This window comes from Qipengyuania psychrotolerans (assembly GCF_019711355.1).
In the GTDB taxonomy this organism is placed as follows: domain Bacteria; phylum Pseudomonadota; class Alphaproteobacteria; order Sphingomonadales; family Sphingomonadaceae; genus Qipengyuania; species Qipengyuania psychrotolerans.
Genome location: NZ_CP081297.1, coordinates 806,038 through 821,492 on the forward strand (window position 1 = coordinate 806,038; position 15,455 = coordinate 821,492).

Consider the following 15,455-nt stretch of genomic DNA (forward strand, 5'->3'; position numbering starts at 1 on the left):
CATCAGTACGCAAAATTCAATCCGGAGAGATACTTCATGGCCTACCGCGAATTCGCGAATTCTGAACTTTCCCGTCGTTCACTCCTTCGCGGCGGTGCCTGGCTCACAGCGGGTGCGGCATTGGCTGGTATGCCGATGGGCCGCATGGCGATGGCACACAGCGATGCGGCAAGCTGGCCGAAAGTGTCGGCCATGGTCCAGAAGTATGTGTCTGAAGGCAAGGTCGCGAATATGTCAGCGGCGCTCGGTTGGGGTCAGGGTGATCCCACGCTGATCGCGCGCGGCACGCTTGCATTGGGCGGATCTACCCCTGCCGATCTCGATAGCCTCTATCGTATCTATTCCATGACCAAGCCGGTTACCGGCATGGCCACCATGATGCTGATCGAGCAGGGAAAGCTCGGCCTTGATCAGCCGCTGGCCGAGACGCTCCCAGCCTTTTCCAACATGATGGTCCAGAAAACCTATGACGGGTCAGTCACCGATCTCGTGCCTGCAGAGCGCCCGATCACCATTCGTCACCTGCTGACCCACACCGCCGGCCTGGGCTACTCGATCATCCAGAAGGGCCCGATCCGCGACCAGTATGTTAAATACGGTGTCGTTCCCGGCCAGGTAACGCGTTTGCCGATCCCTGGCCTCGGCCGCGAGGAAGCGATCAGGGGCCTCGACAAATTTGCCAACAACCTCGCCCAGCTTCCGCTTGTCCTGCAGCCAGGCAGCAAATGGAGCTATTCGGTCGGTCTCGACCTTCTGGGCCGTGTGATCGAAGTCGCCAGCGGCATGAGCTTCGACGAATTCCTGCGCACTCAGATTTTCGAGCCCGCAGGGATGAGCAGCACTTTCTTCCGCGTACCGCAGAGCGAAGTTGCGCGGTTCACGACCAATTACGGCATCATGGGCGGAACACCGTTGCCGCTCGACCCCGCTCGAGCATCGATTTACCTCGACGATCCTGCCTTCCCGTTTGGCGGCGCCGGACTGGTGTCCAGCCCGCGCGATTACGACCGCTTCCTGCAGATGCTGCTGGGGTATGGTGAAATCGACGGCAAACGCGTGATGAGCGAAGCGGCGGTTAAGCTGGGGACTTCCAACCTTCTGCCCGAAAGCGCGGATATCAGCGGCACATGGATCGAAGGCCAGGGCTTCGGTGCTGGCGGACGCGTTTCGGACGGTGCCTATGGCTGGGGCGGTGCTGCCGGCACAGTCGCGTTCGTCAGCTACAAGGCGAACCTGCGCGCCAGCCTGTACACGCAGTACATGCCGTCTGAAGCCTATCCCATTCATTCTGCATTTCCCGACGCGGTGCAAGCAGACTTGATGGCAATGGCTGGGGCGTAACCCGGCATGCTGTCGTTCACCGGTTCGCGCCTCGACCGCGCCGATCATGTCCGCGCCGATCCGGAGCGGCTGGCAGGCTATATGAACTGGAAGGCCAAGCTGCTCGCGCTCGATGGGCTGATGCCCTCGATGGGCGATGACGGCCGGTTGGTCTGGGGCACATTGGTCGATGCGCCAGAGGATGCAGAACTGGTGTTCCTCGGCCTGGACGAAGGGAAAGCCTGCTTTGCTGCCGTCCCGCCGCGCGGTGATGCCAGCCCGCGTATGGCGAACCCGGCGCTATGGTCGCTCATGGCCACTCTCCAGCCGGACGATCTGGCGCTCTATGGCGGTGCGCGCAGTATCGTCGACTGGCATGCGCGCCACCGTTTCTGCGCGCAATGCGGCGGCGATACCAAGCTGGCCAAGGGCGGCTGGCAGCGTGACTGTACCGCATGCGGTGCCAGCCATTTCCCGCGCACCGACCCGGTCACGATCATGCTGGTGGAATACGAAGACCGCCTGATGCTCGGTCGCGGCCTCGGCTGGCCCGAAGGCAGTTTTTCAGCGCTCGCAGGTTTTGTCGAACCCGGTGAAAGTATCGAGGAAGGCGTTGCCCGCGAAGTGTTCGAGGAAAGCGGCGTGCGCGTTCGCGACGTGACCTATGTCGCCAGCCAGCCTTGGCCGTTTCCCAGCCAGTTGATGATCGGCTGTCATTCCCATGCCGATGACGATGCCCTGACAATCGACGAAACCGAAATGGCCGAGATCAACTGGTACACAAGGGACGAGGTGAAAGCCGCGCTCGCCGGTGATGGCCCGTTCAAAGCGCCGCCGCCCCATGCTATAGCGCATCACCTGATGCATTGGTGGATCCACAAATGAGCCAGCCGCGAAAACTCACGATCGACATCTGGTCCGATGTCATGTGCCCCTGGTGCCTGGTCGGCTGGGGCAATCTGTCACAGGCGCTGGATCAGCTGGACGGAGAGATCGAGGCGGATGTGCGCTGGCACGCTTTCGAACTCAATCCCGACATGCCCGAGGAGGGCGAGGAGCGTACCGCTCACATCGCTCGCAAATATGGCCGAACGATCGAGCAGTCACGCGATGTGCAGGGGCAGATGCGCACGGCTGCCGAAGCTGCGGGTGTCTCGCTCGATTACGAGGGTGATGACCCTGCGCCCGATGCGATGATGTGGAACACTTTCGAAGCGCACAAGCTGCTCACTTGGACCGCCGAGCAGCATGGCGCAGCCAAGCAGACCCAGCTCAAACTTGCCCTGTTCAAGGCGCATTTCAATGAACGCCGCCGGATCGGCGAACGGGAAGTGCTCCTGTATCTGGCCGAAAAGGTGGGCCTCGACCGAGCCGCTGCGTCAGCTGCGCTCGATGACGAAGAGGTCGCCCACAAAACCCGGGCAGAAGAGCGCGCGGCCTGGGACATGAACATCAGCGGGGTCCCTGCGATGATCTTGGAGGGCCGATTCATGGTACCCGGTGCCCAGCCGCCCGAAGCCTATGCCAACGCACTGCGGCGGGTGGCGGAGAAGACTGCGGCGGCCACTTGATCCGCCGGGCTTCCGCTAGAAAATAATCGCAGCGGCAATTACCGCCATCGGTAGCAGGATGAGGGTGCGGAGCAGGAAGATCACCACGAGGTCGAGCAAGTTCAGCGGCAGCGACGATTTCAGCATCAGAATACCCACCTCGGACATGAAGATAAGTTGGCCGACCGAGACGACAGCAACGACAAATCGCGTAGCTATCGATGGGATGTCCGCGGCAGTCAGCGCAGGCAGGAACATCTCTGCGAAACCGATCACCATTGCAGGTGCCGCCTCTACAGGACTTTCCACACTCAGCGTCGAGAGCAGCGGGACAAATGGCTGACTGATGATGGCAAAAATCGGTGTGTATTCAGCCAACACCACGGCGACGAGCGCGATGAAGATCCCAGCAGGTATCAGGCCCAGCCAAATATCCAGGATGTTGATGGCGACGCCCTTGGCCATTTTGGAAGAGGGAGGGGCGCTGGATGCCTTCTTCAAGGCCGCATCAAGCGCACGCGATCGTGAACTCCCTTCGCCGATAGGAGTATCTAATGCCTGACCCTCCACGAGATAAGTATCTGGCTTCCGGCTCAGCGGCGGGATGCGGGCCATGATTACCGCGCAGATGATGCCCGTAAGCGTCAGGACTCCATAGAAGGGAAGAAAGTAGGCTTCCAGTCGCAGGACATCGACGATGACGTAGCAGAAAGCGATGGACACGATTGAGAAGTTCGTGGCGATGATCGCAGCCTCTCGCGCGGAATATTGACCGCTTTCATATTGCTGCGCGGTCACGATGACGCCGACGGAGCTCCCACCGAGCCAGGATGCGGTCGCGTCGATGGCACTGCGTCCGGGAACGCGGAATAGGGCCCTGAAAGGACGTTGGACCAACACTCCGACATAATCCATCAATCCGAATTCGGTTATGAATGGAAGAACCAGGCAGGCGATGCCGATGGTCACGAGCCCCGGCACGTAAAGATCGTTCAGGACGACGTTGCCGGTATTCTCTCCCCAGATCCACTCCGGCCCTATCTGGAAGAATATGGCAAGGGCACTCACTGCTCCGGCTACGCGCAGCAGCGTCCACACTATGCCAGGGCGAAGCAGTTTTTCGGCAGTGCTCTGCGGTGAGCTCGGTCGCACTTTTAAATAGGCTAGGGTAGCCAATGCTGAAAACACGCAAAGGGAAACGACCAGGGCGGGAAGGACGGGGGCAAATTGCTCCCGAATCCAGTCTGATAGAAGGCCCATCGGGACAGTAATGATCCCGTCGTTGGGAACCGGCAAAAGGAAAAATGCCGCGCCAAGCGTGGAGGGCACGACAAAGCGTAACAGACTGGCGCGTTCGCTGGCGATCGCAGTTTCGATGGCTATTCCCCCGTACCGTCGAACGCCCCCGCGTCCAGCTCCGGCTAGGGGGTGCATCACTGTGCAGAATCGGTCAAGTTTCGCTACCGATGATGGCGCGGCCAATGCCAAGGCGCCCGAGCTTCGTCTCGCCCTTGCATTTGCGCAGTAGAGACATTTGCTAGTCTCAAGACGGCAACCGTCTCAGATCAACCCTAGCCGCTCCAGCTTTCCGGCGAGCTTGCCGGGCAGCGCATCGCCAATGTCCTCGCCCTCTTCGAGATCCCTTGGGGGGTCACCCTTGAGGTAACGCCAGCCTTGGTGGGCGCGCTTGGGGCGGGGCATGACGCGGACCAGTTCGGGCTTCAGGTCGATCGACCAGCGGCCATCGGGGGTTTCGCTAAAGCCCAGTATTTCACTGCGCGCGACGATGCTGTGCTGGTGGATCCAGTAAAGCGAGCCGCCAATGCATTGTTCCCACTTGGTGGGTCTATAGCGAGTGGTCAGGTTGGGACTGCGCCGCGCAGCATACCAGCTTTCGATTTCGCCATAAGTTTGCGCACCGAAGGCGATTTTGGTCAGGTTAAGCGGCATGGCACCGAGATAGGGACTTCACCGCGAGGCTCAAGTCAAACAACCCCCATCACCACCGCCAGGCCGAGGAATGCGAAGAAGCCCATCGAATCGGTAATCATGGTCACGAAGACGCTGCTGGCGACTGCAGGGTCCTGGTCCAGCCGGTCGAACGCCACGGGCACAAGCACGCCGGCCAGACCGGCAATCGCGACATTGATGATCATGGCAAGCGCGATGACTGCGCCGAGCAAAGGAGTGAAAATCACTGCCGTTGCTGCACCGATCAGCACCGCGATCGTTGCTCCATTGAGCATGGCCACGCGGAATTCGCGCATCAAGATGCGGCCGGTGTTGGAGCGCGTCAGCTGGTTCATGGCGATGGCGCGTACGGTGACGGCCATCGTCTGAGTGCCGGCATTGCCGCCGATGCTGGCGACGATGGGCATGAGTACTGCCAGTGCGACAAGCTTTTCGATGGCCGACCCGAAGGCTGCAATGATCAGGCTGGCCACCAGCGCCGTACCCAGATTTGCCACCAGCCAGCGCACACGGCTGGAATATGCTTCGCGGATCGGCTCGTTGATGTCGCCTTCGCCGGCACCGGACATCAGCAGGGCATCCTCGCCCGCTTCTTCCGCGATGATGTGCACGATATCGTCGACGGTCATCTGGCCCACGAGGCGCCCGTCTTCGTCCACCACGGCGGCGCTGATGAGGCCATATTTCTGGAACATCAGCGCGACCTCTTCCTGGTCGAGCATGGCCGGGATCAGCGTCTGGTCGCGCTTCATCACGTCGCCCAGCGAGATGTTGCGCGGCGTGCGCAGGATCCACGACAGGTTGCAGGTCCCGACCGGGTGGTGGCGCTGATCGACGACGAAGACTTCGAAGAAATCTTCGGGCAATTCGCGCCCCTCGCGCAGGAAATCGATCAGATCGCCCACGGTGATGTGTTCCGGCACCGCAACAAAGTCGCGGTTCATCAGGCGGCCGGCGGTTTCTTCCGGATAGGACAGGGCCGACTGGATCGCCATCCGGTCTTCCGGTTCCAACTCGGCAAGAATGGCCTGCTGGTCGACTTCGTCCAGATCCTCGATCAACTGGACGGCGTCGTCGGTTTCCAGCTGCTCGGCAATCTGCGCCACCGCATCGGCGGGCAGGGCCTCCATCATTTCTTCGCGGACGTAATCGTTGAGTTCGGCAACGACGTCGGAGGTCATCAGATCTGTAATTGCAGCGGCAAGCTGGTGCCGTTCGTCGCGGTCGAACAGCTCGAGCAGGTCGGCCACGTCAGCGGGATGCAGCGGTTCGACAAGATCGTAGACCCTAGCCGTATCACCGGCCTCCAGGGCATCGTCGACTGACCGGACGAACTCGCGCTTGAGCGTGTTCTCTTCGTCCATCCGTTCGTCGTCGATACGGTCGTCGGGACGTGCGCCTTCGTCCTGCGCCTCGGGGGCCAGGATTACGTCTTCATACTCATCAGGGCGCTTGTCCTCCGCCATGCTGCCCGCTCTAGGCAAGGGAGCGTATAAAGCAAGCAGAGGGTGACATAGCTGCGTCAATCCCTATGTAGGCGGCGCAAATTCCAATGGAGATATACAAGATGGCCGACAAACTGACCTTCACCCTCGACACCGGTAACGGAGAAGGCGGCGATGTCGTCATCAAGCTGCGTTCCGATCTGGCACCCGGCCATGTCGAACGTATCAGCGAGCTGGCGAAAGACGGCTTTTACGACGGCGTGATTTTCCACCGCGTTATCGCAGGCTTCATGGCGCAGGGCGGCGATCCGACCGGTACCGGCATGGGCGGTAGCGAAAAGCCCGACCTCAAGGCTGAATTCAACAGCGAACCGCACACGCGCGGAACTTGCTCGATGGCTCGCAGCCAGATGCCCGACAGCGCCAACAGCCAGTTCTTCATCTGCTTCGACGACGCCGAACTCCTCGACGGCCAGTACACTGTCTGGGGCCAGGTCGAGAGCGGCATGGAGCACGTCGACGCACTGCCCAAGGGCGAACCGCCGCGTGAGCCGGGCAAGATCGTGAAGGCGACCGTTTCGTAACGTTCGATATAATCATCGAATAGAGAAGGGCGGCCGTGTGCCGCCCTTTTCATTGAAAGTGACAGCTTGAATGGGTAAGGGCACGCCACCCATGAAACCGACCAATTCCCCCAAGACCTACAGGGTCAAGAGCTTCGGCTGCCAGATGAACGTCTATGATGGCGAGCGCATGGCTGAAATGCTGGGCGAGCAGGGCATTACGCCTGCGCCCGAGGGTGAAGAAGCCGATCTGGTCGTGCTCAACACCTGCCATATCCGCGAAAAGGCGGCCGAAAAGGTCTATTCCGACATCGGACGCCTGACCAAGGCCGGCCGGAAGGTCGGCAAGGAACCGCTGATTGCGGTCGCCGGCTGCGTTGCGCAGGCCGAAGGCGAGGAGATCATGAAGCGGTCGCCTGCGGTCAGCATGGTCGTGGGTCCGCAAGCCTATCACCGCCTCCCGGAAATGCTCGAAAAGGCAGTGAAGGGCGAACGGGCGACCGACACGGATATGCCTGCCATCGCCAAGTTTGCCGCCTTGCCCGAGCGCAAGCGGACCAATCCGGCAAGCTTTCTCACCGTGCAGGAAGGCTGCGACAAGTTCTGCACCTATTGCGTGGTGCCCTATACGCGCGGCGCGGAAATTTCGCGGCCCTATGGCGACCTCGTCACCGAAGCGAAGAAGCTGGTCGATGCAGGCGCAAAAGAGATCACCCTGCTCGGCCAGAATGTCTCGGCTTGGAGCGGTGAAAACGACACCGGTCATGAGGTCGGCCTTGCGGGCCTGATCCGCGATCTCGCAAAGGTCGATGGCCTCGCGCGCATTCGCTACACCACCAGCCACCCCGCCGACATGGACGATGATCTGATCGCTGCACATGGCGAGATCGACAAGCTCATGCCGTTCCTCCACCTGCCGGTGCAGGCGGGCAGCGACCGGGTCCTCAAGGCCATGAACCGCAGTCACACGGCGGAAAGCTATCTCAGGCTGCTCGAACGGTTCACCGCTGCAAGGCCGGACCTTGCGCTGTCAGGCGACTTCATCGTCGGTTTCCCGGGCGAAACCGATGCCGAGTTCGAGGAAACCCTCGCGCTGGTGGACGAGGTCAAATACGCGCAGGCCTTCAGCTTCAAATACTCGCCGCGTCCCGGAACGCCTGCCGCCACGATGGACGGCCAGGTGGCAAGGGAAGTCATGGACGAGCGCCTTCAGCGCCTGCAGGCAGCACTTAATCGCGATCAATTCGCCTTCAATCAGGCGACTGTTGGCCGCACTTGCGAAGTGCTGGTCGAACGCAAGGGCAAGCTCGAGGGCCAATGGCTTGGCAAATCACCTTGGCTGCAATCGGTGTGGTTCGAAGGCGACGCGGCCATCGGTGATCTGGTGCAGGCTGAATTGCTCGAGGCAGGGCCCAATTCCATGGCCGGAATGTTGCGCGAGACCGTAGCAGTTTAATCCAGCGGCTGCATCTCGCCCATTTCAATGACTGTCGTGAACGCGTCTGTCGTAATTTCGGCAGGTGCCACGGTCGGATTGCCAACATAGCTATTGTCGCCGAACGGAACACGCGCAGCACCGCTTTCCAATCCTCCGCCGCCGACCGTAACCGCCAGGTCACGCCAGCCATTTGTGCTGCTTGAAAAGACACCGACGGGTAGGCGCGCAACGCTGATACGGCCGATAAGATCAGGACCCTGAGCGGTTTGCTGAAACACCGCGAGCGTGCAACCGCCCGTGCCGCAAAGGCCCGGACCGCCAATGTAAATCAGCGTCTCGGCATTTCCGTCCCCATCAAGATCAACCTCCCCAAACCGATAGGACGGGGTGCCGTATTCGCCATATTCTTCGCGCACCCAGCCAGCCAATTCGGGTGAGAGCCGGGGCTGCTGTGCCGATTCGGGCGGTGGCGCCGCTTCTGCGCCAGTTTCTTGTGCCGTATTCACAGGTGTTGGAGCCTCGGTTTGCTCCGAACACGCGCTAATCAGAAAAAGCAGAACTAAAGCGGAAAGGGCCGGTTTCATATGCAATCTCCACTGGCTAACCTTGAGCAACACAAGGATGTGCTTTTGAGCGCGCGATGACAAGTATGTGACTTTCCACCGTCAAATTGCGCCCTCCAGCTTGTCACCTGCAGATTGTGGCTTACCTTCTAAGTACCAATCGAAAGGAGCGCATGGCCCGCAAACCCGCACCGAAGGCCCATCAGGCTTTCACACCGCCGCCAAGTCCGCAGCGCGAAGTTCGCCGCGCACAGATCGATATCAACTTCGAGAACCAGAGCCTTCTGGGTGCGCTGTTCGGACAGTTCGATGCCAACCTCGTACAGGTCGAGAACCGGCTGGGCGTGTTCATTGCGGCGCGGGGCAACGACCTTCATATCGAAGGGCCGGAAGACAGCGTGGCGCGTGCGCGCGATGTTCTTAACGAAATGTACGACCGGCTCTCTCAGGGTCAGGACCTTGATGCCGGCGCCATCGAAGCGCTGATTGCCATGTCGAACGAACCCACACTGCACGGCATCATGGACGCGGACCCCAAGGGCCCGCCGATCATGATCCGCACGCGCCGCAAGACCATTGTGCCGCGCAGCGATATGCAGGCGCATTACATGCGTTCGCTGAGCCGTGACGACATCATATTCGCGCTCGGCCCGGCAGGCACCGGCAAAACCTATCTTGCTGTGGCGCAGGCTGTGGCACAGCTGATCAATGGCAGTGTCCAGCGCCTGATCCTCTCGCGTCCGGCAGTGGAGGCGGGCGAAAAGCTCGGCTTCCTGCCCGGCGACATGAAGGAAAAGGTCGATCCCTACCTCCGCCCGCTTTATGATGCGCTGTATGATTGCATGCCGCCCGAACAGGTCGAGCGGCGGCTCGCATCGGGCGAGATCGAGATCGCGCCTATCGCCTTCATGCGCGGACGGACGCTGGCAGACAGTTTCATCATCCTCGACGAGGCGCAGAATACCACGCGCGAGCAGATGAAGATGTTCCTCACCCGGTTCGGCCAGAAAAGCCGCATGGTCGTCTGCGGGGACCCGCGTCAGGTCGATATTCCTGGCGGCGACGGGATGAGCGGGCTCGCCGATGCTGTCGGCAAGCTGGAAGGTGTCGAAGGGTTCGGCACGATCCGCTTCACTGCCGCCGACGTGGTTCGTCACCCGATCGTTGGCCGCATCGTGGAGGCCTACGAAGGGCCGACCGCCTAAGTGGAACTCGATATCGACATCGACGGCTGGCCCGGTGATACCGATTGGGCGGACCTTGCCGAACGCGCAAATGAAGCCGTGTCCGAAGTGGAGCCTGCGCTAGCGAACTCGCGCCTTTCGGCCAGCATCCTGTTCACCGTCGATGAGGAAGTCCAGACGTTGAACAGGGAATGGCGCGCCAAGGACAAGCCGACCAATGTGCTTTCTTTCCCCATGTTGGAGCGAGAACAGCTGCTGGCGCTATCATCGTCAGGCGGACCCGAAATGCTCGGCGATATTGCCCTCGCGTTCGAGACTTGTGAGCGCGAGGCAAGGGAAAAGGGTGTGAGTATTTCGGACCATACTTCGCATCTGATCATCCACGGTTTACTGCACCTCGCAGGCCACGATCACGTCGATTCTGACGATCAGGCTGCAGAAATGGAAAAACTTGAGATCGCGGCGCTTGCAAAACTGGGTATTGCGGACCCATATGGTGATCGCGACAACTAGGAGTACGCATTCGGCCCATGGCCAATTCTTCACCCCCCGCCGGAGACGCGGAGAGTAGCAGCGGGCTGTGGCCCGCGATCCGTAAATTGTTCGACCCCGAGAGCGGCGAGCGGTCCCTCCGCGCGCAGCTCGAAGAGGTTATCGACGAGCACGAAGACGAAAACGGAGACGACACCGCCGAATCCGCGGAGAAGGGTGACCTTTCCGGCGTCGAGCGGCAGATGCTTCGCAACCTCCTGCACTTTTCCGAACATGACGCCGACGATGTAGCCGTACCGCGCGGCGAAATTATCGCCATATCGGCCGATGCGACCTGGGACGAGCTGGTAGAAACCTTCTCCGAACACGGTCACTCGAGGATGCCCGTCTATCGCGGCCAGCTTGATGACGTAATCGGCATGGTTCACATCAAGGACGTTTTCCCGTTCCTCGCCGACAAGAAAGCGCCGCCGTCCGATTGGACGGTGCTGATGCGCCAGCCGCTCTATGTGCCGCAGACACGCAATGCGATCGACGTGCTTGCCGATATGCGCGCTCAGCGGACGCACCTGGCCATCGTGATCGATGAATTTTCCGGAACCGACGGCCTCATCACCATCGAAGACCTGGTCGAAGAAATCGTCGGCGAGATCGAAGATGAGCATGACGAGCTGCCAGAAGAATGGATCGTCTCCATCGGCGAAGGTATGTGGGACTGTGATGCCCGGGCAGAGCTGGACGACGTCGCCGAAAAGGTCGATCCGCGTCTGGCTGAGGTAGAGGAATCGGTCGACACCCTGGGCGGGCTGGCGTTTGTTCTGGCCGAGCAGGTGCCGCCGGTTGGCAAGGTGCTGGAACATGCCAGCGGCTGGCGCATAGAGATACTTGATGGCGATGAAACCCATGTCACTCGGATGCGTCTGCATCAGCCGGAACAGGCAGGGTCGGACGGCTCGTGACACCGCTGTTGCAAGAAACTGCACGTTGACGCTCGACAGCGCGACGGTTGGGCCATAGTCCGATAGACGATGGCTGTCCGCAGATTACCACCTCTTCGCGCTTTGGAAGCATTTGTGCGTACCGTCCGGCTGGGTTCGGCTCGGGCGGCTGCTGACGAATTGGGGCTGAGCCCGTCGGCACTATCCCGGCGGATCGGCAATCTTGAGGAATTCGTCGGCAAGAAGCTCTTCACGCGTGCCCGCCAGGCCATGCAACTGACCGATGATGGCCACGCGTTCTACGAGGCAGTGAATCCGCAGCTGGAGGCCCTGGCCCGGGCGGTAGAAAGCCAGTCGGACAATATTTCCGTTCTTCGGTTGCATCTGGGTGTGTTGCCGCTTTTCGGCAGCCAGCGGCTGTTTCCGCGCCTCGCAGAACTGCGCGCGCGTCATCCGCTGCTCCATATCGACATTGATACCGGTCCGCATCTCGAAGACAGGGTGGGCGACACGCTGGATGCTGCGATCATCCTGTCGCGCGGACCCGCCGCCGGGCTTCACGCAGTGCGGCTCGATTTCAATATGGTGCATGCCATTGCCAGCAAGGAATTGGCGAGCAAGCTGGGCGAAGTCCCCGATGCAGCGCTGCTTTCGCGTCAGACATTCCTCATCCACAACGGACTGCCCGAAAGCTTCGTTGCGTGGAAAGACGAGCTCGAACTGCGCGATCTGGAGCCGACCGCAATCGATCATTTCGATTCCGGTCAGTTGATGCTGGAAGCGGCAGCGCAGGGTCTGGGCATCGCCATCATGCATGACGATCACTTGCGCCGGGCGGCCGACAACAGGCTGACCGACCTATACGGCGTGGAGGTCGAAAGTCCGTATAGCTATTGGTTCGTCTGCAAGCCGACTGCGCTGGAAGAACGGCCCGTCAGGCTATTCCATGACTGGCTGGTAAAAGCAGAGCTTTAAGCTTCGTTGTCGCCGGTGCTGGGCGGCCGATATCGCACCGCTTCGACCACATGTTTATAGTCCCGTAGTGGCCTGCCGAGATTGGCGATCAGCTTTTCTTCGATCTCCTCGCGTGCCTTCGCGGCGATCGCCTTGCGACCGTGATGCTCTTCCGGGCTGAATGGCTCGAGGTAATGGATGCGCAGCGCGAACGTCCCGCGGCGCGCCATGACCCGCATTGCGTTGTGCAGGCCATTCTCTTCCCCGACCCACGCAATTTCTTCCGCGTTTTCGCCATAATCGACGACCGCGGGCTGAACCATCACACCCGGAGGTGGAGGCTCCAGCACGGAGATCATGCTTGATTTGAACGGGAGCAGGGATTGACCGTCGGTGACCGTCCCCTCGGGAAAGACCGTGACGGACCAATTATCGGCCAGCGCCTCGCGCAGGGCGTTGATCTGTTCAGCCACGCCCATGCGGTGTTCGCGTTTCACGAAGACCGTCCGGTTCAGGCCGCAGAGCCATCCAATAACCGGAACCTGGCTGAGCTCGTATTTTGCGACAAAGGCGGTGCCGCTCGCACCGGCCATCGCGAGGATGTCGATCCACGACAAATGGTTGGCAATGAAAAATACGTCGCGCCGCAAAGGTGTGCCGATAACTTCTACACGCGCACCCACCACGCGGGCAGTGTAGCGCAAGAAATACATCGGGAAGGGCGAACCATACGCGAATATGCGGAACGCATAATGCAGCGGCACAAAGATGATCAACAGGATCAGGATCGCGATAGTCCGCAGCCCGAAGCGTAGCCAACCTGCAACCGTCAACGGCACATTTTCGCCGCGCGCCGCAGCGAGGCGTTTTTCCGTGTAGCGCCCCAGGCGGCGGTCAGCTTTCGCGGTCGAGCCGGACGCCATAAAGTTCCATGCGGTGATCGACCAGCCGGTAACCCAGCTTCTCGGCGATCTGTTTCTGCAGAGCTTCCAGTTCGGGATCGACGAATTCGACGACTTTGCCGCTTTCTACGTCGATCAGATGGTCATGGTGCGCTTCGGGCGCCGCTTCGTAGCGTGCGCGTCCATCGCCGAAATCATGCCGGTCGAGGATGCCTGCTTCTTCAAACAGGCGGACAGTCCGATAGACCGTGGCAATCGAGATGCCCGGATCGATCTTGTTCGCCCGTTCATGGAGCATTTCCACGTCGGGATGGTCGTCGCTTTCCGACAGCACTCTGGCAATGACGCGGCGTTGCTCCGTGATACGGAGACCCTTGTCAGCACATAGCTGTTCGAGATCGATCTTCTGGTGCAATGGGGCTCCCCGAATGAAAACGCCCCGCACCCTTATCGGGCCGGGGCGCTGTTCTCAAGCGAGGTGTTGGACTTAAGACGCTTTCTTGCGTCCGCGCTTCTGGCCAGGCTTGCGGCCAAGGCCGATTTTCTTGGCCAGATCGCGGCGGGTATCGGCGTAATCGGGCGCAACCATCGGATAATCCGACGCAAGATCCCAGCGCTGGCGATAATCGTCGGGCGTCATTCCGTGTTCGGTCGAAAGATGGCGCTTGAGCATCTTCATCTTCTTGCCGCAGTCGAGGCAGACGATGTGATCCTTCTTGACCGAAGCACGTATCGAAACTGCAGGGTCGGGACGTACTTCTTCTTGAGGACCGGCGCCTTCAAGGCCCGCAAGTGCGGTGTAAACATTAGAGATCAGGACCGGTACGTCATCGACAGATACGCTGTTATTGCTGACGTGCGCCGCCACAATATCGGAGGTCAAGGTAATCAGCGTTTCGGTCATATCGGTTTCGAATTGATCCATAATGTAAACTCTCCCTTTTGCTTTTATTAGGATTGCGAATAGGGGAAGTCTACTAGGAATTGTATAAATCCGACAATTTTGTCGCGAATATACAAGCGTCGAATATTCAAGCCGTGAAATTACAATATCTTGGCGAATGTCACAGCGTCGATGTGGGTGCCGTCCAGCGTCCGGTAGTAATCATTGCGCCTTCCAATGGGCGCGAATCCGGCGCTGCGGTAAAAACTTTCCGCCGGATTGTTGGCGCGCATCTCAAGGAAAACCTGCGCCGCACCGACGCTGCGAGAGTATTCGGTGAAGCTGTTCAACAAAATGCGGCCAAGTCCGCGGCCCCTCATTTCGGGCAGCACGCCGATTAAAAGCAACTCGACCTCATCGAGGACTTTTCGGGCAAGGATAAAACCGGCAGCCCCGCTTTCCGGTGCAGGTTCGCGCCCATCCTCGTCGATCAGCATCATGAACCCGGAAGACAAGGCCAGCGAATCGTCGACCTGACGGCGTGTCCATGCCTCGCGCCAATGCGGATCGAATGCCGCTTCCATTACTACCATCAATTTATCGAGGTTCGTCATTTGGCGGGCCGCTTTGCGTCCGGCGGACGTCCATAGTGAGGCGTGAGGATATCGGTGAGCAATTGCTCGGGCAAGCTGAGGCACTGCGAAGCGTTGGGAAGTCCGTCTGCGAAAATCGCCGGGCGATCATCAAGCAAGTCTGCAAGCTCTTCCGCTTTGCTGCCCGCCACGATCGGGCGTGCGCCATGCGCGGCTGCAGCAGAGGGCGTCAGGGACAATAGCTCTTCTGCTGGAAGCCCGTCATCACCGAAGTCCTGGACAAACCATTCGCCGTGCCCACCGGTCATGCAGACGGTGACATCCTGCGCGCCCTGACCTCGTGCCATCGAGGCCACGAGGGCCAATGTCGGATAGCCGCGTACGGGCGCGCCCCATGCGACGCCTAATGCACGTGCAGTGGCCAGGCCAATGCGGATACCGGTAAAGCTGCCAGGGCCGAGCGAGACGCGTATTTCGTCTGCCCGGCCTTTACCTTCAAGATCGGCGATCATCGGCACCAGGCGTTCGGCATGGCCGCGCCCAATGGTTTCATGTGCCGCTCCCAGCAGGCGGCCATCTTCGAACAGCGCGACAGAACAGGCCTCGGTCGCGGTTTCTATAGCTAACAAACGCATTCGGCAGGCCTGCCCTAGCCAAGC

Annotated in this window: 18 protein-coding genes; 9 read left to right on the plus strand and 9 right to left on the minus strand. The window is 60.2% G+C overall.

Features of this window, described 5'->3' with window-relative positions; genetic code table 11:
• Positions 1 to 36 precede the first annotated feature (36 nt).
• From K3166_RS03985 to K3166_RS03995, 3 genes are read left to right on the plus strand one after another with little or no spacing between them, the layout of a single operon-like run.
• Positions 37 to 1,341 (plus strand): serine hydrolase domain-containing protein, encoded by a 1,305-nt coding sequence (locus K3166_RS03985; RefSeq protein WP_221423395.1) that lies wholly within the window; start codon positions 37 to 39, stop codon positions 1,339 to 1,341.
• 6 nt (positions 1,342 to 1,347) lie between these two features.
• Entirely contained in the window at positions 1,348 to 2,205 is an 858-nt protein-coding gene (nudC, locus tag K3166_RS03990) for an NAD(+) diphosphatase (RefSeq protein ID WP_221423396.1), read from the plus strand.
• Positions 2,202 to 2,891: a DsbA family oxidoreductase gene (locus K3166_RS03995; RefSeq protein ID WP_221423397.1), complete on the plus strand. Its 690-nt coding sequence runs from the start codon at positions 2,202 to 2,204 to the stop codon at positions 2,889 to 2,891. The genes nudC and K3166_RS03995 overlap by 4 nt, the downstream gene beginning before the upstream one ends.
• A gap of 15 nt (positions 2,892 to 2,906) precedes the next feature.
• Here K3166_RS03995 and K3166_RS04000 read toward each other — a convergent pair whose 3' ends face one another.
• From K3166_RS04000 to mgtE, 3 genes are all read right to left on the minus strand, one after another.
• Positions 2,907 to 3,938: a YjiH family protein gene (locus K3166_RS04000; RefSeq protein WP_221423398.1), complete on the minus strand. Its 1,032-nt coding sequence runs from the start codon at positions 3,936 to 3,938 to the stop codon at positions 2,907 to 2,909.
• Between the two features lie 492 nt (positions 3,939 to 4,430).
• Positions 4,431 to 4,820, minus strand: coding sequence for a DUF1489 family protein (locus K3166_RS04005; protein WP_221423399.1), 390 nt, complete (start codon positions 4,818 to 4,820; stop codon positions 4,431 to 4,433).
• Between the two features lie 35 nt (positions 4,821 to 4,855).
• Positions 4,856 to 6,307: a magnesium transporter gene (mgtE, locus tag K3166_RS04010; protein WP_221423400.1), complete on the minus strand. Its 1,452-nt coding sequence runs from the start codon at positions 6,305 to 6,307 to the stop codon at positions 4,856 to 4,858.
• Positions 6,308 to 6,408: 101 nt separating this feature from the next.
• Here mgtE and K3166_RS04015 point away from each other — a divergent pair, with 101 nt between their 5' ends.
• The gene (locus K3166_RS04015) at positions 6,409 to 6,870 is read left to right on the plus strand and encodes a peptidylprolyl isomerase (protein ID WP_221423401.1); all 462 of its coding nucleotides are present in this window, start codon (positions 6,409 to 6,411) and stop codon (positions 6,868 to 6,870) included.
• Between the two features lie 91 nt (positions 6,871 to 6,961).
• Positions 6,962 to 8,305 carry a tRNA (N6-isopentenyl adenosine(37)-C2)-methylthiotransferase MiaB gene (gene miaB / locus K3166_RS04020; RefSeq protein WP_221423402.1) on the plus strand — a complete coding sequence of 448 codons (1,344 nt, stop codon included), beginning with the start codon at positions 6,962 to 6,964 and terminating at the stop codon, positions 8,303 to 8,305.
• Here miaB and K3166_RS04025 read toward each other — a convergent pair.
• Positions 8,302 to 8,793, minus strand: a complete 492-nt coding sequence (locus K3166_RS04025) for a hypothetical protein (RefSeq protein WP_221423403.1) — start codon at positions 8,791 to 8,793, stop codon at positions 8,302 to 8,304. The two genes, miaB and K3166_RS04025, sit on opposite strands and share 4 nt — an antisense overlap.
• A 230-nt stretch (positions 8,794 to 9,023) precedes the next feature.
• Between K3166_RS04025 and K3166_RS04030 the strand changes: the two genes are divergently transcribed.
• From K3166_RS04030 to K3166_RS04045, 4 genes are all read left to right on the plus strand, one after another.
• Positions 9,024 to 10,055: a PhoH family protein gene (locus K3166_RS04030; protein ID WP_221423404.1), complete on the plus strand. Its 1,032-nt coding sequence runs from the start codon at positions 9,024 to 9,026 to the stop codon at positions 10,053 to 10,055.
• The gene (gene ybeY, locus K3166_RS04035; protein ID WP_221423405.1) at positions 10,056 to 10,547 is read left to right on the plus strand and encodes an rRNA maturation RNase YbeY; all 492 of its coding nucleotides are present in this window, start codon (positions 10,056 to 10,058) and stop codon (positions 10,545 to 10,547) included. It begins immediately after the preceding gene.
• 17 nt (positions 10,548 to 10,564) lie between these two features.
• Positions 10,565 to 11,485, plus strand: a complete 921-nt coding sequence (locus tag K3166_RS04040; RefSeq protein WP_221423406.1) for a hemolysin family protein — start codon at positions 10,565 to 10,567, stop codon at positions 11,483 to 11,485.
• Between the two features lie 69 nt (positions 11,486 to 11,554).
• Positions 11,555 to 12,439, plus strand: a complete 885-nt coding sequence (locus tag K3166_RS04045) for a LysR substrate-binding domain-containing protein (RefSeq protein ID WP_221423407.1) — start codon at positions 11,555 to 11,557, stop codon at positions 12,437 to 12,439.
• Here K3166_RS04045 and K3166_RS04050 read toward each other — a convergent pair.
• The 5 genes from K3166_RS04050 to tsaB all read right to left on the minus strand — a co-directional run bounded on the left by K3166_RS04050 (position 12,436) and on the right by tsaB (position 15,431).
• Positions 12,436 to 13,341, minus strand: coding sequence for a lysophospholipid acyltransferase family protein (locus K3166_RS04050; protein WP_221423408.1), 906 nt, complete (start codon positions 13,339 to 13,341; stop codon positions 12,436 to 12,438). The two genes, K3166_RS04045 and K3166_RS04050, sit on opposite strands and share 4 nt — an antisense overlap.
• A complete protein-coding gene (locus tag K3166_RS04055; RefSeq protein ID WP_221423409.1) occupies positions 13,313 to 13,735 on the minus strand; it encodes a Fur family transcriptional regulator in 423 nt (140 codons plus the stop codon). Before K3166_RS04055 ends, K3166_RS04050 begins: the two co-directional genes overlap by 29 nt.
• A gap of 72 nt (positions 13,736 to 13,807) precedes the next feature.
• Complete coding sequence (locus tag K3166_RS04060) at positions 13,808 to 14,245, minus strand: Ros/MucR family transcriptional regulator (protein ID WP_221423410.1); 438 nt, start codon at positions 14,243 to 14,245, stop codon at positions 13,808 to 13,810.
• Positions 14,246 to 14,364: 119 nt separating this feature from the next.
• On the minus strand, positions 14,365 to 14,817 hold the full coding sequence (locus tag K3166_RS04065) for a GNAT family N-acetyltransferase (protein ID WP_247714724.1): 453 nt from the start codon (positions 14,815 to 14,817) through the stop codon (positions 14,365 to 14,367).
• Positions 14,814 to 15,431: a tRNA (adenosine(37)-N6)-threonylcarbamoyltransferase complex dimerization subunit type 1 TsaB gene (gene tsaB / locus K3166_RS04070; protein WP_221423411.1), complete on the minus strand. Its 618-nt coding sequence runs from the start codon at positions 15,429 to 15,431 to the stop codon at positions 14,814 to 14,816. Before tsaB ends, K3166_RS04065 begins: the two co-directional genes overlap by 4 nt.
• Positions 15,432 to 15,455: the final 24 nt, after the last annotated feature.